Consider the following 24,459-nt stretch of genomic DNA (forward strand, 5'->3'; position numbering starts at 1 on the left):
AATTATTTTTGTAATTTTTTTATTTCTTCAAGTTCATTAACATAAATGTTAATCTGATCTAATATTCTTACATAATCATTTCTTAGTTGATTATTTTCATTTTGTAATCTATGGATCTCATATTGATTATTTGCAAGCACATTTAATAGATTATCAAGCCTATACTCTACTTGTTGCATTAAGCTCATTAATATTTCATTATTCATTTTTTAAGCTAACTCTATAAATGGATAAATTATTATAATAATAGATAACATTACAATAGACATAAATATCAACTGTTTTTTGTGTCTATAATTTACTAAGGCTTTATTTTTATTTCTACTTAATAATTTTTCTTGTTCATTATTTTTTTTAGTTTCTAACTGCTCAGCATTACGATCTCTTATGTTAAGGTAATCTAAATATAATTTTAGATAACCTTTTACATATACTTCCCCTGGTAAAACATCTAATTTCCCTTCTTCTAAAGCTATTAAATATTTTTTTCTAATTTTTAAATCTAAAGATACTTGGTTTAAGGTTTTACCCAAATCTAATCTGGTCTGCTTAAGCATTGATGGCATAGTTATTCAAGTTTTTGTAAAAATATTTCGAATTTTTTATTTACTAAAATTATTACATTTAAGTCTATAACTTCCTGAGATTTAATTTCTTTAATAAAATCAAGAAAATTCTTAACTAAACTTTTATTATTATCAATCCATAAATCTAAATCAATAGTTGTTTGAGATTTATTAATAATTTTTATTAATAATCTACGTTGTTTGTCATATAAGTCATCTTTTAAGGATTGTAGACCCAAACGACGCCAATATGAATCGTTTAATTGTCTATCACAAGTTTTACGTAACCAGTCTAAACTAAACATATTACCGATTGTAAAATAAGCTTTTGCCATTTCTTCATCATTACCTGATACTTGTTTCGTTACATGTATTATATCAAATACCGAAATCAAACTATCAAAGGTAAGAATATCTTTAGCAAATGATTTGTCTATTCCGTTACTTACATAATAGTTTAACTTTTCTTCAAACTTTATTTTTGCTTCTCCGGCTAGTAAATTACCTACTACTTCTCTTAGATTCTGTGCAGGTTTTTTAAACTCTTCTATGGTTTTACTAATATTAATTGGATGTTTTAAATTTTTGATAACCCAAGAAATACCACGACGCATTAATTTTGTTATCTCAGTAAACATATCAATCTTAATATTATAATCGATATTAGTAGCTAGATTGCTTACCTTTTCCCATATATCATCAAGTTCAAAAATTTCACAAATAATAGTATATGATCTTATTATGTCGCAAAGAGGAGCACCAGTTTCACGTTTTGTTATGCTAATAAGTGGTCCACCAAGCTGATTAACTATTTTATTTATTACAACAGTTTTAATAATTTCATGCTTAAGAGGATGAGATAAAATTTCTTCACGAAACTTCTCTTGCATTATTTTAGGAAAATAATTTACAAGATAAGAATCAAAATATTTATCATGAGAAAAGGTTGAGTTACGTAATTCATGAGAAGCCGATCTTTTACTATATGAAAGTAATAAGCAAAGTTCAGGGCGAGTTAATACTTCCCCGTTTATGGCTCTTCTGTTTAATTCTTCGGAAGTTGGTAAAAATTCATTCTCACGTACTAATATTTTCTCTTCTTCTAAAATATCTATAAACTGACTGAATATACTGACTGTTAAGGTAGGCGATAACTGCATAATCGTTATTGCTTCGGTTTGCTTATAATTATCCTCTAAAACCAACTCTTCAACTTGCTTTGTCATATCAATTAACAGCTTGTTACGCTCATCTAAAGTAACCTTACCGGAAGCAACAGAATTACTAAAAGCAACTTTAATATTTACTTCATGGTCAGAACAATCAACACCCGCTGAATTATCAATAAAGTCGGTATTGATGCGTCCGCCTTTTTTGGCATACTCAACTCTGCCTCGTTGTGATACACCGACATTACCACCTTCTGCAATAACTTTTGCTCTAATTTCTTCACCATTACATCTTAAATTATCATTCGCTTTATCGCCAATCTCTAGATGATTCTCTGTTTTCGCTTTAATATAAGTGCCTATACCACCATTCCATAGCAAATCAACTTCAGCTTTTAAAATAGCTTTAATTAGCTCTTCAGGTGATATTTCACTATCACTTACATCGAGTAATTTTTTAATTTCTGGTGATAATTTTACCGACTTGCTACTACGCTCAAATATCCCACCGCCTTTAGAAATCAGCTTATTATCATAATCAGACCAGTTAGAACCTTTTAAATTAAATAGACGTAAACGCTCATTAAAACTTGTTAAGGGATCAGGGCTTGGGTCAATGAATATGTGCTTATGGTTAAAAGCAGCAACTAGCTTAATAGCTTTCGAGCGAAGCATTCCATTACCGAACACGTCACCAGACATATCGCCTATCCCTGTGACAGTGATAGGGTCTTTCTGTACATCTATACCTAAAGTTTTGAAATGATTAGTTACTGAAATCCAAGCACCTTTAGAGGTAATAGCCATTTTCTTATGGTCATAACCAGCAGAACCACCTGAAGCAAAAGCGTCATCAAGCCAATAATTATATTCTCTAGAAACGCTATTAGCATAATCTGAAAATGAAGCTGTTCCTTTATCGGCAGCAACTACTAAATATGGGTCTTCCTTATCGTAAATAATGATATCTTGAGGGTGTACTACCTTGCCATCAACTATGTTATCGGTAATATCTAGTAAACCTCTAAGGAAATTCTTATAACACTCAACGACCTTTGCCATATATTCATCACGACTCATTCCCTCATCAGTAAAATGAAGATAAAAACCGCCCTTAGAACCAACAGGTACTATAACAGAATTTTTAGTCATTTGTGCTTTCATAAGCCCAAGCACTTCATATCTATAATCTTCTGCTCTATCTGACCATCTAAGCCCCCCGCGTGATACAGGACCACCTCTTAAATGCACTCCTTCAAAACTTCTTGAGTAAACAAATATTTCAGCAAATGGGATCGGTTGAGGTAAATGGGGGACTTTAGAGGAATCGAACTTAAATGAAAAATAATGTTTGTTAGGTTGATAGTAATTTGTTCTAGTAACAGCCTCAAGAATACCAAGCATACTACGCAGTACTTTATCCTCACTACTTACTTCAACTTTTAATAAATAATCATTTAATTGTTTTTTGATATCCTTGAAATCATGATCGAGATGTTTAGGATTAAATTTTATATCAAATAGATTTACTAATTTTTTCGTATATTCAGGATGTTTAAGAAGTGTCAATTGCACATAACCCTTGCCGTAACTAAAACCTGTTTGATGTAAATATCTTGTTAGAGCTTTGACTAGTTTAACTTGCTTCCAGTTAAAACCGGCAAGTACTATTAATTTACTTAAAGAGTCATTAGCGAGCATGCCAAGAACCATTTTATCTAAGGCTTCTTCAACATTTATTTTTAGCTCTTGAATATTATCTTTTACTGGTACTACGGAAGTTAAAATAAAATTATATATCCAGCTTTCTTTAATCTCACCGAGTTCTTTAATTACAAAGCTCTGTTCGTCGATTGCACTAAAGCCTAAATTTTCTATTGGTGGTAATATATTAGAAAGAGCAAGACTTACTCCTGGGCTATATATTTTTAGATAAAATTCTGATTCACCTGTAGCAATCAAATTAAACATGCGTCTTTGATTTCTACTTGCTTCAGTTAAATATTCAATATCCGTTAAAGCTATTTCAGGAGAAAATTTTTGCCTATAATCAGCAGGAAAAATATTATCGAATAGTTTAAAATTAATTCCTGCTTGATATTCACCAAATTTTTTAGAAAGTTTCAAGTAAAAATCTTCACTCCAACATCTAGAAATACGATCTAAATCTTGCTGAATTTTTTCCGCTTCAAAATTTATTTTATGCTTATCTTGTGCTTCAAGGGTGACAAAAAGATAAGAAAAGCTGCCTACTACTTCAGTGATATAGTTAGATAGGATTTTACTGCCGAATTTCTCAGCTAAATAACAATCTATCATGTTATGTATTTCAGAAGTTAGACGCTCTCTAGGTAAGAAAATTATAATATTTAAAAAAGAACTCGACCAATCATATTGAATGAATAATTTAAGCTTCTTACTCATCATACTAGAAAGCATATGTAAGCACATGCAATATAAATCACCTTGATCAATTTGAATTAAAGCTTCACCAGGTAAGGACTCCATTAAAATTTTTAACTTATCAGCATTATAACCAGACAATGCAAAACCAGCTTTTCCTATTACAAAGTTAAATTTCTGTCTAAGAATTGGGATATTACTTATTGAATGGTAATACATATTTGAGTTATATATACCAAAAATTATACTTCCTGAAATATATTCACCAGAAGAGTCAAATTTCTTTACTAAAATATAATCAATTAAATTATCTGTATGAATAAGCGAGGCACTATTTATTTTACCAAGTATTATTAGCTGGTTTTGATATAATGGGCTAGCGGAACATTTTACAATGTCTTCAATCTCATCTTTTACTTCTTGCCATATTTTTGTTGTCCCAATCTTATTGCTTAACTTTGTAGAATTTACTTCAAAATCAATAGTACCTAATAAAATTAAATTATCATTTTGTAACCAATTTAAAAATTCTTTAGCCTCTACGGAATTCAGTTTCTCATTATCGATTATATTTTTAGATAAGTCTTGGAGCTTTGCCTGCATATTTGGCAAGGCATTATGGCTTTCCTCAAGCTCATCTAGCCTATCATTTATAGTTTTTGTTAGTAAATTAGCTGCACTATCATCAAAATTTCCGAGGATTGTTAAATGTAATATAGATTCTGATTTTTTTTCTACGGCTGAATTTTCTAGTATTTTTTCTAGGTTGCCTTTACTATCACGAGTACATTTTATTACCGGATGCAGCAAAAATTTAGTTTGCAGTGCCTTATTCTTAAGAAAGCACACGATAAAATCAACAATATGTGGTTTATTATCAAGCAATATTAACACATTTATTGCTGGATCGTTTTCAATAACAGTATTTGTTATTGATATTTTCCTCTCGCCTTTTTCTCTATACTTAAAAAAGTTAAAAGCTTCATTGGCAAAATCGAAAAATAGTTTTTGTTTATTCTCAAAATCATAATCAATAGGAATATAACTCAAAAATTTTTCAATAAATTCCACATATAAAGAATTTGGCTCATGTTTTTTGCTAAGCTCTAAAATTTTAGCTTTATGGTTTGGTATTTGACAATTTAACCGACCGGAATCTAAAAGAGGTGTTTTTGGCGTCATGATTTTCTCAAGTAAATATAGCTTATTTAATTTGTTATTATATTATATATTATTTAATAAACAATACTCTTCTGCTTTAAAGCTTTGTAGAAGAGTTATTAAGGTGACATTGTTTTATATTAGGAGTATCAAAAAAATGGAAACGATATTTGCACAAAGCTCTAGCTTTGGTAAAGCAGGGGTAGCAGTTTTTAGAGTTTCTGGGGCTAAAAGTTTAGAAGTTTTAAAGTTACTAACTGGTAAATCTAATTTTAAACCACGCTTTATGTATTACCAAAAACTTACTTCCCCAGAAAGCAATGACTTAATCGATAATGCTATGGTTGTTTATTTCAAAGCACCTAATAGCTTTACCGGCGAAGATGTGGTAGAAATTCATACTCACGGTAGTAAAGCCATCTCTATAATGCTTACGAATGCTTTACTGAATATACCAGGCGTTCGTTTAGCAGAGGCAGGGGAATTCACCAAAAGAGCTTTTCTAAATAATAAATTCGATTTAACGGCAGCAGAGGGCATTGCCGATTTAATTAATGCTGAAACAATTATGCAACATAAACAGGCAATTAGGCAAGCAGGAGGAGCACTTGAAGAGCTATATAATAGTTGGCGAAGTCAATTGCTGCGGATTATATCTTTACTTGAGGCATATATAGATTTTCCTGATGAAGATATACCGAAAAGTGTATTAAAAGATGTTACAAATACTCATAAAACACTTATAAACACAATATCCGAATATCTTAATGATAACAGAAAAGGGGAGTTGCTCCGAAGTGGGTTAAAGCTTACAATTATAGGACCACCAAATGCTGGCAAGTCTAGCTTGCTTAACTTCCTAATGCGAAGAGATATTGCAATTGTCTCAAATATAGCAGGTACTACTAGAGATATAATAGAGGGACATTTGGATATAGGCGGATACCCTATTATTTTGCAAGATACAGCAGGTATAAGAGGCGAAAGCAATGATGTTATAGAACAAGAAGGGATAAAGAGAGCAATAGATTCAGCAAAAAAAGCCGATATTAAAATTGTGATGTTCGATGCTGAGACTTTAGGCTCTACAGTCAATGAAGATATAACAGGTTTGATTGATGAGAATACTATTGTAATAATTAATAAAATTGACCTTATTCCCGAAAATAGAATATTTAATATAGAAAATAAATATAGATGCTTAAAGGTTTCAATTAAAAACAATATAGCTTTACCAAGTATATTAAAAAACATTGAAGAAATTGCTGAAAATATGGCAGGTTTTACTGAAACGCCTTATATAACAAATGAACGCCACCGCCATCACCTTAAGCAAGCTCTTGCCTATCTAAAAGATTTTAACCTTGATAATGATTTAGTTCTAGCAACTGAAGATATCAGAATGACTATGCGGAAAGTAGGTGCTATTACAGGCATTATTGATGTTGAAGAAATCCTCGGCGAGATATTTAAGAATTTCTGTATAGGGAAGTGATGAATTATTAGAAAAACTTCTTGCTTTTTCTTGCGATAGTTAGTAATAGATTTTTATTATTCACAATATATTAAAATTAGATAAAATTATGAAAAAGAAATTAACTAACGAAGAAGTTGATAGATTAAAAAGGCACCGTCAAGTTAAGTAAATTAGTATCACAAAGTACTATATTTTTAGATTTCAGACAGCAAGAAGTCTTTGAGTAGCTTCATCCCAAATGGATTTAGCGGACGCAAATGCAATTCTTTGCTCAGATGCTGTTTTAGTATATCTTCCAACATTTACAGCAAATATATTTCTGACTTTTCCCATCAGTGATAATGTACATTGTGCTGAATTAGGATGCTTAAATTTAATCAGTATCTTCTCTTTTCTCCTAGTTGGCTGATGGGCATTCTCAATCCGATTATTTAGTCTTTTATCGGTACGATGCTTAGTCCTAGGACACATATACCTAACTGGTTTAATGTAGCTTTTTAGCTTATCAGTCACAATAACCCTTGGACATGGATAATTACCCAATAATCTTGATAAAAAGCGAATAGCTGATTTCTTGTTACGACGCTTCTGCAGTAATACTTCTAATTCATGTCCCTCAGAGTCAACAGCTCTCCATAATATGAATACTTCACCTTTGATCTTGATATTCATCTCATCCAAATGCCATTTATCAGTTGGCTTTCGCTCTCTCTTACTAATAACATCTTGAAAATAAACTACAAACTTATAACACCAAAACCTTACAGTCTCATGACTTAATATAATACCTCGATAAGCCATCTGCTCTTGAACATCTCGGTAACTATTATTAAAGCGATGATATAACCATACTGTATGGCTAATAATGCTTGCTGGAAAACGATGTCTATTCGGGGCTTGAGTAATATGCATAGCGGTAAAATCTAGGATAAATTGTTACTGCTATTCTATAAATCATTCCCTGTAATTGCTCAATACTTAATTTATACCTCCCTTAACTTGACGGTGCCGTCAAAAATAACTGGATATTTTTCATCCCATTTTTTGGCAAAGTTTTGTAATTCTCTTAATCCCTCTGCTTCATTTATTGCAGAATAAACTGCTTTTAAATCAGCTGTTACCGCTTTTAGATCTTTGTATGATACGTATTTTACAGAATTTCTTACCATATGAACAATACACAACTGCACTATCGTCTTTGGAAAAATGCTATTTATCGCCTCTGGAAAACCCTTAAGACCATCAACACATGCAACATATATTTGTGCAACTCCTCGATTCTTCAGTTCTGTTACTACCTGCATCCAAAATTTACACCCTTCATTCTTGCCTATCCAAATTCCTAATAGCTCTTTCTTGCCCTCCATATTCACTCCAATAGCTAGATAAACCGCTTTATTTATTATTACATGATTATCTCTTGCCTTAACATGAATACAATCTAAGTACATTATAGGATATACATTATCAAGTGCTCTATTCTGCCAAGCAGTTACTTCCTCTAAAATACCATCAGTTACCTTTGATATTAACTCAGATGATACCTTGGTGGCATATAGTTCTTCTAAGTGCCCTTGTATTTCCCTAATGGTCATTCCCCGAGCATATAAGGATATTACTTTATCATCAAATCCTTCAAATTTACGCACTCCTTTTGGAATTAGTTGAGGTTCAAATTCTCCATCCCGATCCCTTGGCACTTCTACTGTCAATTTACGACCTTCTGGATCTATTAGAGTCTTTTCATAATTACCATTACGTCTGTTATCTGAGTATTTCTCATTTTTAGAATGTTTCTCATAACCTATATGAGATTCCATTTCTTTCTCTAAAATCTTATTTACTATCTGCTTTTTAATTCCCTGAAATATCCCTTCTTTACCAAATATTTCAGATGGATCACTTTGTGATAGTATTTCTGATACTAATTTTTCTATAGCTGGATTTGATACTTTGTTATTGTTCTTCATATTAGCTCCATGTAAGTTGTTTATGTTATTTTTATTCTTAACTATTTTTACAACTTACACAAACTTCCTGACACCCTCTCCTTTGGAAAAATTAAAACTGTTGGATTACGCTTGTGACAACTCCCCAGATATATGTACCATTTTCAATTTTGGTAGGTGGGAAATCTTTATTTTCAGGCATTAAGTAAGCTTCGTCGTTGATAAATTTTAAGCGTTTTACAGTAAATTCGTTATTAATAACAGCAATTACTATTTTATTATTAGTAGGGGGTAGAGATTTATCAACTATCAATAAATCATTTTCTCTAATACCAGCATCTATCATAGAATCACCAGTTACTTGAACAAAAAAAGTTGATTTAGGATGCTTAATTAAATGGCTATTCAAATCAAGGCTATTACTCATATATCCGTCAGCAGGCGACGGATAACCTGCCTGTACTTTTGTGTCAAATAACGGCAACTCACAAGCCTTTTCTACAGAACAAGGAAAAATCTCTTTAATTTGCATGTTAGAATATTCTATATAAATAAACTGAATTTTAACTTTTCTTTATAAGCAAGGCAAGCAATATTTTTGTGTATACCTTCGATACCTCAAGGCTCGGTACGTAAAATTTGAAGGTTTACCTTATTTATACGCTTAGCTCATCTCTTATTTGACTTCCAATTTTTGAAGCATTAAAGGTATATAATCAAATACTATAATTAAAATAGCTAATTAAACCTAAATAATTTTTATTAATTTTTTATATAAATTTTGAAAAATTTTGTTTTTAGGTGCAAGTTCTATAGCTTTATTGAGATATCCTATAGCTCAGACGGGCTTTTTAATTTTGTTTAAAGCAATAGCATTATAATAATATGCATAAGGATAATCTGGATCTAATTTTATGGATTTATTCAAATTTTCTATACCTTCTTCATATTTTTGTAATTTGATTAAAGCTAAACCTTTATTATAATATGCTGCATCATCATCAGTAACTATAGCTAAGGCTTTATTAGAACAATCTATAGCTTTAGTATATTCTTTTAGTTTAAAAATATATCAGCTTTATTAACATATGCCGACAAATATGAGGGATTTAATAAAATTACTTTATCATAATTTTCTAATGCTTCTTGATATCTTTTTAGATTATCCAAAGTATAAGCCTTATCATAATAATGAACATAATTAGTGGGATCAAATTCAATTGCCTTATTATATGACTCTAACGCAGCTTTATAGTTTTTTATATTATATAAGCAATCCCCTTTAGTAGAGTAGGTAGAAACTTTTACGTCTAGTGCTTCAATTCCAAGTTCTATTGCTTTATCATAATTTATTATTGCTGTTTTGTACCTTTTAAGATTATAGGAAGCTAGGGCTATTTCATAATAAGCATCTGAGTTGGCTTCACCTAGTTTAATCACTTTATTATAATTATTTATGGCATTTTTATATTTACCAAGTCTATTAGATGCCCACCCTCTCTACCATAATAAGTTTTATAGTAATTAGGATCAATTCTTATTGCTTTATCAAAAGCTTTAACTGCTTCTTCACATCTCATTAATTTATTTAAAGCATATCCTTTAGCATAAAATGCATCCTCATCTTTAGAATCAATTTTTAATGCTTCATCTAACATCTCAATTGCTTCTTCATATCGTTTTAATTATCCTAAGCTTAAGGCTTTAAAATAGTAGGTATAATTATCATATTGCGGATAATTAAGAGCATGGTTATAAGCCTCAATTGCCTTTTTATATTCTTTTAATCTATATAATGCTTGTCCTTTATAGTGATAAGATAAAGTATCTGGCTCAAGTTTAATAGCTTTATCAAATGTCTTAATTGCTTCTTTATGTCTTTTTAATTCATATAAACACCGACCTTTTAAATAGTATGATTTCGCTTTAGATGGTACAAGCTTAGTAACCATATTAAAAGCTTCGATTCCTTCTTCGTATTTTTTCAATTTATATAAACATGTTCCTTTCAGAAAGTATAATTCCGCTTCAAAAGGTATAAGCTTAATAGCCATATTGAAAGCTTCAATCGCTTCTTCATATTTTTTATTGAGGCGTAACATTGAGCCTTTATTAAAATAGCCATAAGGATCTTTAGGATCGATTTCAATAATTTTATTACAGCATTCTATCGCTTCATCATTTTTGTAAAGTTCTGATAATATCCAGCCTTTTTTATGATAAAATTCTATTTCATTTGGATTAATGTCCCCCTTCGGGGATCAAAAATCCCTCGCCTTTAGGCGAAGGGAAGATATAATGAAATTGCTTTAGCAATGAATTTATATCAAGAAATATGAGAAGTTATAGAAAGAATAGTCATAGTCAGTATGATTTAAAAGTGCATCTTATATGGATACCAAAATATAGGAAGAGAATATTGATAGGCAAAGTATCGGAAAGGACTAGAGATTTACTGAGGCAGATTTGTATGGAACATGAAGTACATATAATTTCAGGGAAAATATCATGTGATCACGTACATATGTTTATCTCATATAAGCCGCAAATATCTCTTAGCAAGTTAGTACAGTATTTAAAAGGCATTAGCTCAAGAATTTTATTGCAAGAATTTACTCATTTACGAAAACAATTTTGGGGCAATCATTTGTGGGCTAGGGGCTATATGGCAGTCAGTTCAGGTAATATAACTGATGAAATGATACAACACTATATTGATGAACAGGAAGGTGAACCTGTGAATGATGATCGATTTCTAATCGATTCCACTTTATAACCCCTCAGCTTATAGCTGAGGGTTGTTTAGTTTCAATCGCTTTATTAATATCAAAAAGTGCTTTTTCTTTTTCATCTATATCAATTAAAGCTTTAGCTCTATCATAATATAGCTCAGGACAATCAGAGTTAATTTCCAGTGCTTTATTATACATCTGGACTATTTCATCAAATTTACCCAATTTTTCTAAAGATATTGCTTTATTAGCGTAAGCTTTAATATCAGTGGGATCAAGCTCAATAGCTTTATCTAAAATACTAAGTGCTTTTCTATATTTTTCCCAATTATTAAAAGTCCATCCTTTATTATTAAAAGTTAGAGCATCCATTGGATCAAGTTTTAGAGCTTGGTTATAACTTTTTATTGCTTCCTCGTAGCGACCTAAAATACTTAAAACTATACCTCTGTTGTCATAACAGTCTGACATTTTAGGATCGATTTTTATAGCTGCATTCAAAGTTTCTAAAGCTTTTTCAAATTTTCTAAGTTGTTTTAAAGCAAAAGCTTTATTACTATATGCTGGGGTTGAAAACGGATCTAGATTTAAAACTCTATCAAAATATTTTATTGCACTTTCATATTTTTCCTCTTCAAGACATAATAAAGCTTTGTCAAAGTTTTTATCTAATCTTTTATTAGAGTTAGACATTATAATCACTTCTCATAAATCTGTTCTATCACGCCATCAAGACCCATTAAGAATGTGTAAACTTTTAGTTGTGGGAATTTTTCTTTGATTATCTTACGGGCTTTATTTAAAATTTCCGTATGTGCTTCGGTTTCTTTTTCTTTAGTGCTTAAACGTTCTTCAGCTATAAGCTTTTTATAAGCCCCACATTCACGATGATCAAGGAAAATAATTTGCTTGATGTTATGTAAGTCTTGTAGAATTTCTATAGTATCTTCTATAGTCTTTCCCCAATGGGTATATTTCTCATTAACAAGAGCAAGCGAGGCTCCAGGAAGTGATACCTTATCGAAATCATCCTCTAAACCTAATTGCTTCATTAACTTGTCTGTTTCATCTATCAATCTAAAATCTACGCAACTTATTAAAAGAGTTGAAGCTTCATTTAGAGTTTTTAAATGTTCTTTACTTACTTCTACTTTTACAATCTTTTTATCGGCAAGCATATTTAATGAACCTAAAAATTAAAAATATTTCTTACATGCTTTAAAGTAAGAATAACCAGTTATGATTGTTAAAAAAGCTGCAATCCATAAAATTATTTCTCCAACTAAATCAAGATAGATAATATTAGAACCTTTTGAGCCTAATACTAATATTGATAAAGCAAACATTTGTAAAAAGGTTTTAGTTTTTGCAAGTGTTGAGACAGGAACACTAACTTTAACTAATGCTAAAAATTCTCGAAGACCGCTAACTAAAAACTCTCTTGCCAATATCAATAAACAAGGAATTTCATCTACATCACTTTTCTTCAATAACATTATAATAACACAGCCGACTAATAATTTATCAGCAATAGGGTCGAGCATTTTACCAAAACTTGTAACCAAGTTATATTTTCTTGCAATATAACCATCAAAAAAATCCGTAATACTAGCTAGCACAAATAGTAAAGCTCCAAGTATGCGGGCAAGAGGGCTATTAACATAAAATGTTAGTATAATAACTGGAATTGCAGCTATTCGGGCAATCGTCAAATAGTTAGGTAAATTTTCATCAATTTTCATCAATTATATTATAAACACTCCATTTATTTATCTAGCTTATTAATATAATATTGTTGGATTATGGATAAAATATTATTCCAAGACCAATATATTAAAAGACCTGCTGGAAAACTACTAAACATTACTAGGAAAACTAAAGGCATAAATTTCATTACTTGAGCTTGTACCAGATCAGCAGGCTCAGGACTCATTCTTTGTTGCAGGAACATAGTAATAGCCATTAAGATAGGCCATGCACCAATCATTAAGAATGAAGGTAGAGAAAAATGCAACAACCCGAATAAGTTAAAGATACTAGTAGGATCAGGAGCGGATAAGTCTTTAATCCAGCCATAAAATGGTGCTTGACGCATTTCAATAGTAACATAAAGCACTTTATAGATAGAGAAAAATACCGGTATTTGAACAATTATAGGCAAACAACCAGCTACGGGATTGACTTTTTCCTTTTTATATAAAGCCATAATTTCTTGATTTAAACGAGCTTTATCATCACCGTATAGATTTTTTATCCTATTAATTTCAGGCTGTAAATTCTTCATTCTTTTCATTGAACGATAGGATTTATTAGCCAAAGTAAACATCAATAACTTAATAATAACAGTAACTATTAAGATACTGATACCGAAATTACCAACATATTTATAAAAGAAGTTCATAGCATAGAAAACTGGCTTAGTAATTATATAAAACCAACCGAAATCTATAGCTCTATCAAATAATTTAATGTCATATTGCTTTTCGTATTTGTCTAGCAAATCTACTTTCTTTGCTCCCGCAAAAAGTCTTCCTTTAATAGAAAAATTCTCACCTGGTTTTACTATTTGTACAGGTGAAATAAAATCTACTTGATATCGCTCTACTTCTTGTTTAACTGCATAATTAAAGTTTGAACTATAATTACTTGATTTATCAGGAATTAAAGAAGTAAGCCAATATTTATCAGTAATTCCTATCCAATCAACTTTACTTGCGGAAAATTTCTCACTTTTTTTGTCCTTAATATCATCATATGAATATTCTTTTAGATTTTCATCTATACACCCAATAGGACCTTGATGTAGTATATTTACGGCTTTTTCTACAGCAGTATATTTACGATTTATTAAGCCGTAAGATTGCACAGGAAGTTCTTGATTGCTGTTATTGACTATGGTTTGTTCTATAGTAAATAAATAGTTTTCATCTACTGTAATAGCTACTAAAAATTTAACCCCATCCTCATTAACCCAAAATAAATTAACTGGTTTTTCAGGAGTTAATATTTCACTATCACTATTCCATATAGTTTCGTTATTAGGTAGCTTTACACTAGATAAATTACTCACCCAGCCTATTTCTGCAAAATACGCATCTTTAGTATCAGATGGTGAAAATAATACCACTTCAGGGCTATTTTCAGATAAATCTTGCTTATATTTTTTCAAAATCAAATCATCAAATCTAAGTCCTTTTAATGAAATAGAACCAGAAAGTGCATTTGAGTCTATTTTAATACGTGGTGCTTGACTTGCTTCTTGAACAATAACAGGTGTAGCTTCTAATTGTGCGGATTCTTTTTTCTTTAAATCCTTTGCTTTTTGTAATGCTATTTGTTCTTGTTGCTTTTGCTGCTGCGGCTTTACAATAAAATATTGCCAACCAAAAATTATACCTAAAGATAGTACAATGGCTGCTACAAGATTAACTATATTATTATTCATTAGTAAGTACTTAATTTTTTATATTTTAGAGCTTTAAATTTTATAGGATTTAAATAAAATAATCAAGGATATACTCGTTTAATTTGAAAAATTGGCTACGTCGTCCTACAAGTACTGCGGTACTCACGTATTAAGTATACGTTCCGTTCCTCGTCTTGTGGACCGATTACTCTTTTCCAAATTAAACTTCGTCTATCTACACTTACTATTAGATTATTTTTTTGGGTATTGTGGTCAAGCAACTAGATGACATCGAGGACGTTTTTCAATCCATGCAACAACTTAACATGTCCTACACTATACCGACATTTTGGAAGATTTTTAATTTAAATTCAGGCAATACGGAAATTATATGTTCAAAAATATCGGCTTGAACTTTTTCGTATCCTATTAAACTTGTTTCTTTAACGAAAATATATATTTCAATAGGTAAACCATTAACAGTTGGCTGAAGTTGTCTAACTAAAAAAGTAAACCCTTCAGTATAAATAGCAGGATTATTTTTTAGATATTCTTGAACATATAATTTGAATATTTTGATATTTGTTAGATCTTTTTCGTCTTTATCAAGAGTGATTTTATTGATTACATCTTTTGATAGATAAGGAGATTTTTTGAGATTTGTTAAAATAGTAGAATCACAAAAATTAATAGTTGCCATATTTATATTAAATTCTCTTTTTACTCTTCTTGCTCCTGCCTCATCGACTCCTTTGTAATTTATAACGTTGGAGCTTAAAACACTAGAAGTAGGAATAGTTGAAATAGATTGATCAAAATTTCTAATTATCACTACAGAAATAGTAATTTTTTCTACAGTCCCTTCGACTTCACCAATACGCACCCAGTCACCTATATTGATAATATCTTGACTGGTTAGTTGAAGACTTACAATTAACCCAAGCATAGTGTCTTTAAAGATGAATGTTAAAAGAGCAGCGGCAGCACCTAAACTTGTTAGAAAGGCACCAAACGAAATATTTAGCAAATAAGAAATAGTTATCATAGCCGAAATGATCATGACAAATATTTTTAATATTTGAAAATATAAGCTTAAAGGAGCTTTTTTAGCAAAAGTTTTAATTCTATTATGATAAAGGTCAGCACCAGCATCTATAAGGGTTAGCAATAGCATAGTGAAAGATAAACTGACATATAATATGACTATAGTATCTTTAATCCCAAGTAATATATGTGCTTTAAAAGAACTTGGATGAAAGATATTTCCCCAAGATATGAAATAAATCCCTAAGAGAGAGTGTAGTAAATAACGAAATATCGGATATTTCTTCAACACTCTTTCATAATCATTCATAATGATGTCTTGTTAAATAATTTCTTACTGGAACAAAAATTAGTTTTTTAATTAAAAATACTAAAGGTATAATAGATACCAGCATAACAAATAACATTATTATTTCAGTACTTGATGTACGATATAAATCCATTAAATATTGCATATTTTACTTACCATATTATTATGTATGATTATAAATAAATTTTTATTATTCCTAAAAATTTTATTTTTATCAATAAATTTAACTAAAAAGAACAAAATAACTTTTTAACTATGACATTCCCGAATATTAATCCTATTATTTTCTCTATAGGACCGCTAGCCGTATCTTGGTACTCTCTTTCATATGTAGTTGGAATTTTATTTGGTTGGTTTTATGCAAGTAAAATTATAGAAAAATTTCCTACACAAATCACCAAGAAAAATTTAGAAGAGTTTGTTACATACGCTATTATTGGGATAATAGTTGGAGGCAGACTTGGCTATATTCTATTATATAATCCTTATAAATATTTTTCAAATCCAATAGAGATTTTAAAAACATATGAGGGCGGAATGTCCTTTCACGGTGGTGCTATAGGAGTCATTATCACTGCTTATATATTTTGCAAACGACATAAACTTAATTTCTTAAGTCTTACCGATATTATTGCTCCAGTAGTACCGATTGGCTTATTTTTCGGTAGAATTGCTAATTTTATTAATGGTGAGTTATATGGGCGTATTACAAATTCATCTATTGGTGTAATTTTCCCAGATAGCGATTTAAACTTGCGTCACCCTAGTCAATTATATGAAGCTTTCTTTGAAGGGTTAGTGTTATTTTGTATTTTGGCTTATGCTGTATTTAAGCGTAATACAATTAAGAAAGAAGGTTTAAACTCAGGTCTGTTTTTAATGTTTTATTCTCTTTTTAGAATAGTTATTGAAGTATTTAGAGAGCCGGATGTGCAAATCGGTTTTATTTTTGATAGTTTAACTATGGGGCAAATTTTATCGATGCCGCTGTTACTTTTAGGTAGTTATTTAATAATAAAGGCAGAATGTCGATCGATCACAGAATAAGGGAAATAATTGAGCAAAGTGGCTATATCACTTGTGATCGTCTTATGCAGGAAGTTTTACATGTAAGCCCGACTTCTTATTATAGGCAAACGAAATCCTTGGCAGAAGAAGGGGACTTTATTACCGCTCCTGAAGTTTCGCAGCTATTTGGTGAGATTATCGGTTTATGGTGTATAAAAGAATGGCAAAGAATTGGTAGCCCTAAAAATCTTAGCATAGTCGAGCTTGGTCCTGGCAGAGGGTTATTAATGCGGGACTTATTACGTACAGCAAAATTAGTTCCAGAATTTTATAACGCTTTATCGATCAACTTAATTGATATCAATGAAAATTTTATTATTCACCAAAAATCTAATCTACAAAACTTTGATTTACCGATTAATTGGTACGCATCTATAGAAGATATCCCCAAAAAACCCGCTCTAATAATAGCTAATGAGTTCTTTGATACTATGCCGATAAAGCAATATATCAAAGTAAAAGAATCATGGTATGAAAGAATATTTGTAGTGCAGCCGGTAGATGAGAAAATCAAGTATGATAAAATAGCTGTTAGTAAACAATTACAAGAATATTTACAGAAGACACATTTAGATGCGAAAGACGGAGCAGTGCTTGAAGAGTCCTATAAATCTATAGAGATTATGAAATTTATATCCGAGCATATAAAAGAATTGGGCGGAAGCGGTCTTATAATAGATTACGGTTATGATATAAACCCAAATATTAGAACTAGATATCAATATAACTCAACCTTGCAAGCTATAAAAAATCATAAATATTGCCCAATAATTGAGAATTTAGGGGAGGCAGATTTATCAGCTCATGTAGATTTTTATGTACTCAAAACAGTAGCTCAAAATAGCAAGATAAATATAATAGATACAATCTTACAACATGATTTCTTAATAGAAAATGGGATTTTACTACGCAAGCAAACACTGCAAAACAAACTTGATCCCGAGCAAGCAGAGCTAATAGAGAGACAAGTAAATAGATTGATATCTCTGAAAGAAATGGGCGGGTTGTTTAAGGTATTACAGGTGATGAAAACGCCACCTACCGTGTCACCCCCGTGATCAGCAGGCATTATTGCGTAAATCGAAAATTACTCTCAATGTCATTCCCGCGAAAGCGGGAATCAAGGCTAAAGCGAGATAAATCGAGCTTTTAACTCTAGAAATTTATTGTCTTTATGTTTTTACTGGATCTAGTTCCCAAGCCACGGGGTGACAGGGGGAAATGATCCACGCTGGCAATGCGAGTCTATCATATATTTTGTGTAAGTTGTAAAGCAACAGAGAAAGAAATACTGTTAAAATACAACTAGAACAAAGGTAAAAAATATGGCTAAGAAAATAGAAGCTGGTGTTAGAAGTGCAGATATAAATACTAAGTTAGTAGAGGAAATATTATCCCAATCTAATCCTAAAGAGTTATTTGGAAAGGATGGATTGTTTCAGCAATTAAAGAAGAGGTTAGTAGAGAGAATACTAGAGGACGAGCTAAGTCATGAATTAGGTTATTCGAGGCATAGCAAGGCATCAAAGCAAGATAGCAATCGTCGTAATGGTAGGAGCGAAAAGACAGTAATAGATGACAGTGGTCAAAAGATAGTACTTGATATTCCAAGAGATAGAGACAATAGTTTTGAGCCTCAATTAATTCCTAAGGGAGTAGAGATTCACTGGATTTGATGATAGCGTTATTTCACTTTATGCAAGAGGTATGACCATGAGTGAGATTCAATCCCATTTAGAGGAAATGTATCATACAGAAGTATCTAAGGAGCTTATCTCGACTATTACAGATGGAGTTATGGAAGAGGTAATAAGATGGCAAGCCCGAGCATTAGATAGAATATACCCAATTGTATATTTAGATTGCATCATGGTAAAAGCAAGAGATAATAATATAGTTATAAATAAGGCTGTTTACCTTGTTATTGGTATAAATATAGAAGGCAAGAAAGAGCTTTTGGGTATTTGGATTAGCAAGAATGAGGGTTCAAAGTTTTGGATGCAGGTTGTAAGCGAATTAAAGAACCGAGGTGTAGAACAAATTTATGTAGCATGTGTTGACGGTCTTAAAGGTTTTAGAGATGCAATAAACAGTGTTTTCCCAAATACCATAGTACAACTTTGTATAGTACATATGGTACGTAATTCTTTAAAGTACATTTCTTACAAAAATCTTAAAGAAGTAGCAGCTGACTTAAAACAAATCTATACAGCAAATAATGAGAATATGGCTAATTTAGCATTAGAAGAGTTTGCTAAAAAATGGGATAGTAAATACCCAGTTATTTCTGATATATGGATACGTAATTGGAGTGGTATAGTACCTTTCTTTGCGTTCCCTAAAGAGATTAGAAAGGTAATCTATACTACCAATACGATAGAATCGGTAAATAGACAAATCCGTAAAATTATCAAAAATAAAGGGGTTTTCCCAGATGATAAATCTATCACAAAAATTGTCTACTTAGCTCTTAAACATGCTGCAAAAAAGTGGACCATGCCTATTAAAGAATGGTCTCTTGCTTTGAATCAATTTGAGATACTATGTGGAAATTTTAAATATGAATTATTAGAAAATGATTTTTAACAATTTACACAAAAATTATGATTGACTCCGCAATGCCGCCACGGGATGACATCGATTTTATAAAATCAAGCCTACCTCTAATATGCAAAGAGCGTTCGGGTAATTCGGTCTTCATTTAATACCTATCCTTATCATCATACACCCCCCAAAGGTCTTTTTTAAGTACCCAACCAGTGTAATTTTTGCAGGTAATTTGGCAAAATTGTTCTTTGCATTTTTTTAAGCCACAGCGAACTTTAGGCATTAATTTTGCTATTACTCTACTCTCTATATTTGCATATTTAAGTAATTCGATCTCTTGATCAGCAATAATAATTACTGATCTTCTACCTGATAAGACGCTTGAATGTATCCAACCACTTTCTCCATGAATATCACGCACTTGTCGCCACTGTTCATATTCGGCAATTATTTCTACTGGTTCACCTTTTTTAACAAAAAACCACTCTATTGCTGCTTTAGTTGTCGGACCGCTTCGTGCATTAACTTCATTAGATTTTATTGACACAAATCTCGGAATAGGTAACTTTTTATTATCGGCATTAATTGTAGTTGATAGTATTATTGCAATTAAAGCAATGAGAATTTTAATCATTATACTCTACTTCTGATAAGCTATCCTCTTTCTTTGCTACTATATAATTACCAAGCCTAAATTGTACTTTTATTCTATTAATTTCTTGCTCGCTGATGTCTATGAATTTTAAAACAGTACCACCAATTTGAAGACCTGTTTCATAGCTTTCAGGGATAATAGTTGTTGCCCCTAAATCATAGAACTCTCTAGAATTTTTAAGGCTTTTTAACTTCACGATAACTTGCATATCAGGATAGTTAGCGGTAATTGTTTTAAGCGATTTCTTTATAGTTACTTGATTATTCATAGTAAGTATGATAGCAAGAGCCCTATCTGTACCAAGGGCTTTTAGAGTATCTGCCTGTGATACATCACCTTTAAAAACTGGAAAACCGTCTGTTAACCCTTCCTTAACTCTATCTTCGTCTAAATCTAATATTACATAGCTTGTTCCTTCAGCTTCTAAAACCCTTGCGACCATTTTACCGATATTACCAAGCCCCGCAATAATAATATGATTTGTCAAATCTCTTGCCCCAAGCTCTATAATTTGAGTTGGGGTTTTGCCAAGACCTTTATCGACTTTTTCAGCAATCTTTCGTCCTAATGCTGCAAGTAGCGGTGTAAGTGCCATAGTAAAGGTAACAACAAGCAATAATATGTTAGCACTACTTTCTTCTAAAACACCACTTTCTTTGCCTAAGCTAAATAATATGAAAGCAAATTCCCCGCCCTGCGATAATAAAAGACCTGAATAAAAAGCAACACCCTTATTAAACCCAAATAAAATACAAAAAGCTGTTATTATCAAGGTTTTAATACCTATTAAAGCAATAGATAAAGTAAGGATATGAGATAGTTTTTCATACATTTCAAGTGCGTCGATATTCATACCGACAGTCATGAAGAATAGCCCTAAGAATAAACTTTTGAAAGGGTAAATGCTTTCTTCTGCTTGTAGTCTAAATTCAGTTTCAGCAACTAATACTCCAGCAACGAATGCTCCAAGTGCTAGCGATAAGCCAAAAGTTTCAGTAGCCCAAGCAGCAGAAAGCACTATTAACAAAGTCATTGAAATAGGTAGCTCATTAGCACTATTACTTTCGGAAGAAATAAATGAAAATATTGGACGAAGTAAAACACGACCAGCAACAAATATAGTAAGTAAAGCAGCAATGGCTTTTAAAAATGCAATACCAAGTGCTGTTGCAAGAGAAGCCTGACTATTACCGCTAAGCAGTGGCACTATTACAAGTAAAGGTACTACAGCTAAATCTTGAAGTAGTAAGATTGCTAAAGAAATTCTACCGATTTGTGTTGATTGGCTACGATTTTCCTCAATGACCTGCATAACAAGGGCGGTAGATGAAAGTGCAAGCCCGCCTCCAGTAATAATAGCAGCACTACTATTGCCGTCTATAAGCACCATCGCACCGGCAATTACTATGGCAGTTGTTAAAACCTGTAAAGTACCAAGCCCAAAAACATACCGTCTCATAGCTTTTAATCGCTCGAAAGATAACTCAAGCCCTATCGCAAATAATAGAAATACTACACCAAGTTCGCCGAGTAACTTAGTCTGGTCATACGTTACAATTTTCAGACCATGGTCACCAATTGCAGCCCCAGCAATCAAATAGCCAAGTACCGGACTTAACTTAAATCGCTTAAGTATAGCCACGATAAAGACTGCAGTACCAAGTAAAATTATAACATTAATAAGTATGTGATCGTTCATTTAAAAATATTTATTTTTTCCAAATTTCTTCAAGTTTAAAATGTGTTCTTGCTTCAGGGTAAAAGATATTAACCAAAATAGTACCTGCATCTATTAGTACCCATTCTGATTTACCAAGCCCCTCTATATTAGTGCTTATACCGGCTTTATTTTTTAACTCTAATGCCACATATTCAGCTATTGCTCCAACATTCTTAGTTGACCTGCCGTTAGCAAATATAATATAATCAGCTATCTTATTTTTACCACTCAAGTCAATTACATCGATATCTTCTGCTTTCTTTTCATTTAGACATTCTAAAATAAATAATTTTAGTTCTTCGCTTTCTTTTTTCATGTTACTGTAATATATTATTTTAGTATTAATTATATATTCGCAAGAATCATTATTATCAATAGAACTCTATAGATAATATAGTAATTAATAAAATAATGGCAATATCTGCAGAAGAATTAGAAAAAATACTTAAAAAATCTTTTCCAAATGGTGTAATTAAAATTACCGATTTAGTAGGTGATCAAGACCATTATGCATTAGAATTATCAGATATACAGTTTAAAGGACTTACTTTAATTAATCAACATAAACTAGTAAAAAATGCTCTATCTGAGGTATTAAATAAAAAACTCCATGCAATTACGATAAAAACCATTGCAATTTAATAATCAGTACTAAGAGGATTTTGTGGTGCTACTAGGGGGAATTGAACCCCCGACCTCTTCATTACCAATGAAGTGCTCTACCCCTGAGCTATAGTAGCTTAAGCTTTATAAATCTTTTTAGAAATGTTTATAGAGCTTAGAATTTTATTCCAAACTCTTTTTGCCACATATTTATTATTAAATCAAGAAAAATTTGGAATTTGTTATATTATTCCTCTACTATCCAAAGGCTTCACCACACATATCAACCTCTTTAAAAATATAGAATTCTTCAAAGTGAATAGCAGCATCTTCTGAATTTTTACTGTCCAAGATAGGCTTGTAAAAGATTATTTAGCCAATTTTTCAAATAAAACGAGTATATTTATGTACGGTTTTTGTAAAAGAATAATGCTATCAATGCAAGAATGCAGCTTAAAATAATATAATAAACTGCAGAAGTAACTTGACCTGTTTTTTGTACTAGATACTCAAAAACAAGTGGAGTAGTACCACCAAATATAGTTGTAGCAGTGTTATATGAAAGCGAGAGTGCAGTGTTACGTATTTCAGTAGGATAAAATTCTGCCTGCAAAGCTGGCTCAGGACCAATATAGCTAGCAGCAAGTACTGCGAGTATAAATTGTGAAATAATTACGCCGGTGAAATTACCTGTTTCAAAATTATTAAGTAGAAATGGAGTTGCTATAATAATCACTACAAGGTTAATTACAAAAATTTTCCTGCGACCTATAACATCGGATAAATAACCGCTAAGTAATGTTATAGCTATCATAATTACATAACATACGCTTGCTAGGCTGTTTACTTCATTTTCAGTAAAGTTACGACTGATTTTTAAGAATGACACTAAATAAATTGCATGCAAATAGAATATTATCGAACCTGGAGCATTAATAAAAATCGAAATCAATATATCAAACCAGTGCTTAGTAATAACTTTTTTTAGCGGCGAATTCTGTATCTTTTTCTGTTCTTTTAAATTTTTAAAATTTGGCGTTTCATGCGTATGGTTCTTAATATAAAAAGCTACAAAAAGAATAAAGAAACCAAGTAAAAAAGGTATCCTCCAGCCGAAACTATCAAACTGTTCAGCGTTTAAGATATTCTTGACGATATAAGAAACAAAAGAACCAAGCAGTAAACCGGCACATATGCTAGACATTGAAATACTGCCAGTAAAGCCTCGATGCTTTGGATGAGTATGCTCAATAACAAATGAGATAGAACTGGTTAAAGCTCCGCCCATTGACAGCCCTTGTAAGATTCTCACAACAATCATTGATATAGTGGCAGTGATACCGATAGTATGGTAGGTCGGTAATATTCCGATTAATACAGTTGGGGCAGACATGCAGAATAAAGCACCAGTTAAAGCTGCTTTTCTACCAAATTTATCACCGATAACACCGAAAAATATGCCTCCAAGTGGTCTTGCCAAATACCCTATAGCAAAGACTAAAAAAGCATGCAATAAAGAAGTATTAGCATCATCATTTGGGAAAAACTTAGTTCCGATTATCGGTGCAAAGTAACCGAATAGTACATAATCATACCATTCAAAAGTGTTGGCTATGCCGCTTGAAAATACTATTTTTTTTCGATTCATA

21 protein-coding genes, 1 tRNA gene and 4 pseudogenes are annotated in these 24,459 nt (G+C 31.5%); 6 read left to right on the forward strand and 20 right to left on the reverse strand.

Annotated elements, in window-relative coordinates; translation table 11 throughout:
• Nucleotides 1-2: 2 nt before the first annotated feature.
• The 3 genes from BA173_RS03020 to BA173_RS03030 are packed head-to-tail and all read right to left on the reverse strand — an operon-like array spanning nt 3 to nt 5,320.
• Nucleotides 3-206 carry a hypothetical protein gene (locus BA173_RS03020; protein WP_012151542.1) on the reverse strand — a complete coding sequence of 68 codons (204 nt, stop codon included), beginning with the start codon at nt 204-206 and terminating at the stop codon, nt 3-5.
• Between the two features lie 3 nt (nt 207-209).
• Complete coding sequence (locus BA173_RS03025; RefSeq protein ID WP_016948057.1) at nt 210-566, reverse strand: helix-turn-helix domain-containing protein; 357 nt, start codon at nt 564-566, stop codon at nt 210-212.
• A gap of 2 nt (nt 567-568) precedes the next feature.
• Nucleotides 569-5,320 carry an NAD-glutamate dehydrogenase gene (locus tag BA173_RS03030; RefSeq protein ID WP_016948058.1) on the reverse strand — a complete coding sequence of 1,584 codons (4,752 nt, stop codon included), beginning with the start codon at nt 5,318-5,320 and terminating at the stop codon, nt 569-571.
• A 136-nt stretch (nt 5,321-5,456) separates the two neighbouring features.
• On the opposite strand from BA173_RS03030, the gene mnmE reads away from it, so the two are divergent.
• A complete protein-coding gene (mnmE, locus tag BA173_RS03035) occupies nt 5,457-6,794 on the forward strand; it encodes a tRNA uridine-5-carboxymethylaminomethyl(34) synthesis GTPase MnmE (protein WP_068041822.1) in 1,338 nt (445 codons plus the stop codon).
• Nucleotides 6,795-6,977: 183 nt separating this feature from the next.
• On the opposite strand, the gene BA173_RS03040 is transcribed toward mnmE, so the two are convergent.
• From BA173_RS03040 to BA173_RS03070, 7 genes and pseudogenes are all read right to left on the reverse strand, one after another.
• Complete coding sequence (locus BA173_RS03040) at nt 6,978-7,688, reverse strand: IS6 family transposase (RefSeq protein ID WP_095568243.1); 711 nt, start codon at nt 7,686-7,688, stop codon at nt 6,978-6,980.
• Between the two features lie 71 nt (nt 7,689-7,759).
• The gene (locus tag BA173_RS03045; protein WP_095568278.1) at nt 7,760-8,746 is read right to left on the reverse strand and encodes an IS256 family transposase; all 987 of its coding nucleotides are present in this window, start codon (nt 8,744-8,746) and stop codon (nt 7,760-7,762) included.
• Between the two features lie 91 nt (nt 8,747-8,837).
• On the reverse strand, nt 8,838-9,257 hold the full coding sequence (locus BA173_RS03050) for a LexA family protein (protein WP_016948060.1): 420 nt from the start codon (nt 9,255-9,257) through the stop codon (nt 8,838-8,840).
• A 306-nt stretch (nt 9,258-9,563) separates the two neighbouring features.
• Nucleotides 9,564-9,794: a tetratricopeptide repeat protein gene (locus tag BA173_RS08975; RefSeq protein ID WP_083198500.1), complete on the reverse strand. Its 231-nt coding sequence runs from the start codon at nt 9,792-9,794 to the stop codon at nt 9,564-9,566.
• Nucleotides 9,782-10,165, reverse strand: coding sequence for a tetratricopeptide repeat protein (locus BA173_RS03060; RefSeq protein ID WP_016948061.1), 384 nt, complete (start codon nt 10,163-10,165; stop codon nt 9,782-9,784). The genes BA173_RS08975 and BA173_RS03060 overlap by 13 nt, the downstream gene beginning before the upstream one ends.
• Before the next feature lie 14 nt (nt 10,166-10,179).
• Nucleotides 10,180-10,407, reverse strand: a pseudogene (locus tag BA173_RS03065) (tetratricopeptide repeat protein); the annotation flags it as partial.
• 3 nt (nt 10,408-10,410) lie between these two features.
• Nucleotides 10,411-10,971: a tetratricopeptide repeat protein gene (locus BA173_RS03070; RefSeq protein WP_083198499.1), complete on the reverse strand. Its 561-nt coding sequence runs from the start codon at nt 10,969-10,971 to the stop codon at nt 10,411-10,413.
• An 89-nt stretch (nt 10,972-11,060) separates the two neighbouring features.
• Here BA173_RS03070 and tnpA point away from each other — a divergent pair, with 89 nt between their 5' ends.
• Complete coding sequence (tnpA, locus tag BA173_RS03075) at nt 11,061-11,501, forward strand: IS200/IS605 family transposase (protein WP_095568239.1); 441 nt, start codon at nt 11,061-11,063, stop codon at nt 11,499-11,501.
• Nucleotides 11,502-11,505: 4 nt separating this feature from the next.
• Here tnpA and BA173_RS03080 read toward each other — a convergent pair whose 3' ends face one another.
• The 5 genes and pseudogenes from BA173_RS03080 to BA173_RS03105 all read right to left on the reverse strand — a co-directional run bounded on the left by BA173_RS03080 (nt 11,506) and on the right by BA173_RS03105 (nt 16,362).
• Complete coding sequence (locus tag BA173_RS03080) at nt 11,506-12,150, reverse strand: tetratricopeptide repeat protein (protein WP_016948063.1); 645 nt, start codon at nt 12,148-12,150, stop codon at nt 11,506-11,508.
• 5 nt (nt 12,151-12,155) lie between these two features.
• A pseudogene (locus tag BA173_RS03085) lies at nt 12,156-12,638 on the reverse strand (carbonic anhydrase); the annotation flags it as partial.
• A gap of 15 nt (nt 12,639-12,653) precedes the next feature.
• Nucleotides 12,654-13,199 carry a CDP-diacylglycerol--glycerol-3-phosphate 3-phosphatidyltransferase gene (gene pgsA, locus BA173_RS03090; protein WP_016948065.1) on the reverse strand — a complete coding sequence of 182 codons (546 nt, stop codon included), beginning with the start codon at nt 13,197-13,199 and terminating at the stop codon, nt 12,654-12,656.
• A 23-nt stretch (nt 13,200-13,222) separates the two neighbouring features.
• Nucleotides 13,223-14,902, reverse strand: coding sequence for a membrane protein insertase YidC (gene yidC, locus BA173_RS03095; protein WP_016948066.1), 1,680 nt, complete (start codon nt 14,900-14,902; stop codon nt 13,223-13,225).
• Between the two features lie 292 nt (nt 14,903-15,194).
• Nucleotides 15,195-16,362: pseudogene (locus BA173_RS03105) on the reverse strand (mechanosensitive ion channel family protein).
• 110 nt (nt 16,363-16,472) lie between these two features.
• Here BA173_RS03105 and lgt point away from each other — a divergent pair.
• From lgt to BA173_RS03120, 3 genes and pseudogenes are all read left to right on the forward strand, one after another.
• A complete protein-coding gene (lgt, locus tag BA173_RS03110) occupies nt 16,473-17,264 on the forward strand; it encodes a prolipoprotein diacylglyceryl transferase (RefSeq protein WP_016948067.1) in 792 nt (263 codons plus the stop codon).
• On the forward strand, nt 17,243-18,343 hold the full coding sequence (locus BA173_RS03115) for a class I SAM-dependent methyltransferase (RefSeq protein WP_016948068.1): 1,101 nt from the start codon (nt 17,243-17,245) through the stop codon (nt 18,341-18,343). Before lgt ends, BA173_RS03115 begins: the two co-directional genes overlap by 22 nt.
• A gap of 267 nt (nt 18,344-18,610) precedes the next feature.
• A pseudogene (locus BA173_RS03120) lies at nt 18,611-19,871 on the forward strand (IS256 family transposase).
• Nucleotides 19,872-19,986: 115 nt separating this feature from the next.
• On the opposite strand, the gene BA173_RS03125 reads toward BA173_RS03120, so the two are convergent.
• From BA173_RS03125 to rsfS, 3 genes are read right to left on the reverse strand one after another with little or no spacing between them, the layout of a single operon-like run.
• Nucleotides 19,987-20,466: an SH3 domain-containing protein gene (locus tag BA173_RS03125; RefSeq protein ID WP_016948070.1), complete on the reverse strand. Its 480-nt coding sequence runs from the start codon at nt 20,464-20,466 to the stop codon at nt 19,987-19,989.
• Complete coding sequence (locus tag BA173_RS03130; protein ID WP_016948071.1) at nt 20,459-22,186, reverse strand: monovalent cation:proton antiporter-2 (CPA2) family protein; 1,728 nt, start codon at nt 22,184-22,186, stop codon at nt 20,459-20,461. Before BA173_RS03130 ends, BA173_RS03125 begins: the two co-directional genes overlap by 8 nt.
• Before the next feature lie 10 nt (nt 22,187-22,196).
• Complete coding sequence (gene rsfS, locus BA173_RS03135; RefSeq protein ID WP_011476714.1) at nt 22,197-22,523, reverse strand: ribosome silencing factor; 327 nt, start codon at nt 22,521-22,523, stop codon at nt 22,197-22,199.
• A 95-nt stretch (nt 22,524-22,618) separates the two neighbouring features.
• On the opposite strand from rsfS, the gene BA173_RS03140 reads away from it, so the two are divergent.
• On the forward strand, nt 22,619-22,849 hold the full coding sequence (locus BA173_RS03140; protein ID WP_016948072.1) for a BolA/IbaG family iron-sulfur metabolism protein: 231 nt from the start codon (nt 22,619-22,621) through the stop codon (nt 22,847-22,849).
• Between the two features lie 23 nt (nt 22,850-22,872).
• On the opposite strand, the gene BA173_RS03145 is transcribed toward BA173_RS03140, so the two are convergent.
• Nucleotides 22,873-22,947: transfer RNA gene (locus BA173_RS03145), tRNA-Thr, on the reverse strand.
• Nucleotides 22,948-23,213: 266 nt separating this feature from the next.
• A complete protein-coding gene (locus BA173_RS03150; RefSeq protein WP_016948073.1) occupies nt 23,214-24,458 on the reverse strand; it encodes an MFS transporter in 1,245 nt (414 codons plus the stop codon).
• Nucleotide 24,459 lies beyond the last annotated feature (1 nt).

This window comes from Rickettsia sp. MEAM1 (Bemisia tabaci), assembly GCF_002285905.1.
GTDB lineage: Bacteria > Pseudomonadota > Alphaproteobacteria > Rickettsiales > Rickettsiaceae > Rickettsia.

Coding starts and splice junctions, on each gene's coding strand:
- BA173_RS03020 (WP_012151542.1), bottom strand. CDS start 206: ATGAATAATGAAATATTAATGAGCTTAATGCAACAAGTAGAGTATAGG.
- BA173_RS03030 (WP_016948058.1), bottom strand. CDS start 5,320: ATGACGCCAAAAACACCTCTTTTAGATTCCGGTCGGTTAAATTGTCAA.
- BA173_RS03080 (WP_016948063.1), bottom strand. CDS start 12,150: ATGTCTAACTCTAATAAAAGATTAGATAAAAACTTTGACAAAGCTTTA.
- yidC (WP_016948066.1), bottom strand. CDS start 14,902: ATGAATAATAATATAGTTAATCTTGTAGCAGCCATTGTACTATCTTTA.
- BA173_RS03115 (WP_016948068.1), top strand. CDS start 17,243: ATGTCGATCGATCACAGAATAAGGGAAATAATTGAGCAAAGTGGCTAT.
- BA173_RS03150 (WP_016948073.1), bottom strand. CDS start 24,458: ATGAATCGAAAAAAAATAGTATTTTCAAGCGGCATAGCCAACACTTTT.
- BA173_RS03140 (WP_016948072.1), top strand. CDS start 22,619: ATGGCAATATCTGCAGAAGAATTAGAAAAAATACTTAAAAAATCTTTT.
- pgsA (WP_016948065.1), bottom strand. CDS start 13,199: ATGAAAATTGATGAAAATTTACCTAACTATTTGACGATTGCCCGAATA.
- tnpA (WP_095568239.1), top strand. CDS start 11,061: ATGAGAAGTTATAGAAAGAATAGTCATAGTCAGTATGATTTAAAAGTG.
- mnmE (WP_068041822.1), top strand. CDS start 5,457: ATGGAAACGATATTTGCACAAAGCTCTAGCTTTGGTAAAGCAGGGGTA.
- rsfS (WP_011476714.1), bottom strand. CDS start 22,523: ATGAAAAAAGAAAGCGAAGAACTAAAATTATTTATTTTAGAATGTCTA.
- BA173_RS03040 (WP_095568243.1), bottom strand. CDS start 7,688: ATGCATATTACTCAAGCCCCGAATAGACATCGTTTTCCAGCAAGCATT.
- BA173_RS03050 (WP_016948060.1), bottom strand. CDS start 9,257: ATGCAAATTAAAGAGATTTTTCCTTGTTCTGTAGAAAAGGCTTGTGAG.
- BA173_RS03125 (WP_016948070.1), bottom strand. CDS start 20,466: ATGATTAAAATTCTCATTGCTTTAATTGCAATAATACTATCAACTACA.
- BA173_RS03045 (WP_095568278.1), bottom strand. CDS start 8,746: ATGAAGAACAATAACAAAGTATCAAATCCAGCTATAGAAAAATTAGTA.
- BA173_RS03130 (WP_016948071.1), bottom strand. CDS start 22,186: ATGAACGATCACATACTTATTAATGTTATAATTTTACTTGGTACTGCA.
- BA173_RS03025 (WP_016948057.1), bottom strand. CDS start 566: ATGCCATCAATGCTTAAGCAGACCAGATTAGATTTGGGTAAAACCTTA.
- lgt (WP_016948067.1), top strand. CDS start 16,473: ATGACATTCCCGAATATTAATCCTATTATTTTCTCTATAGGACCGCTA.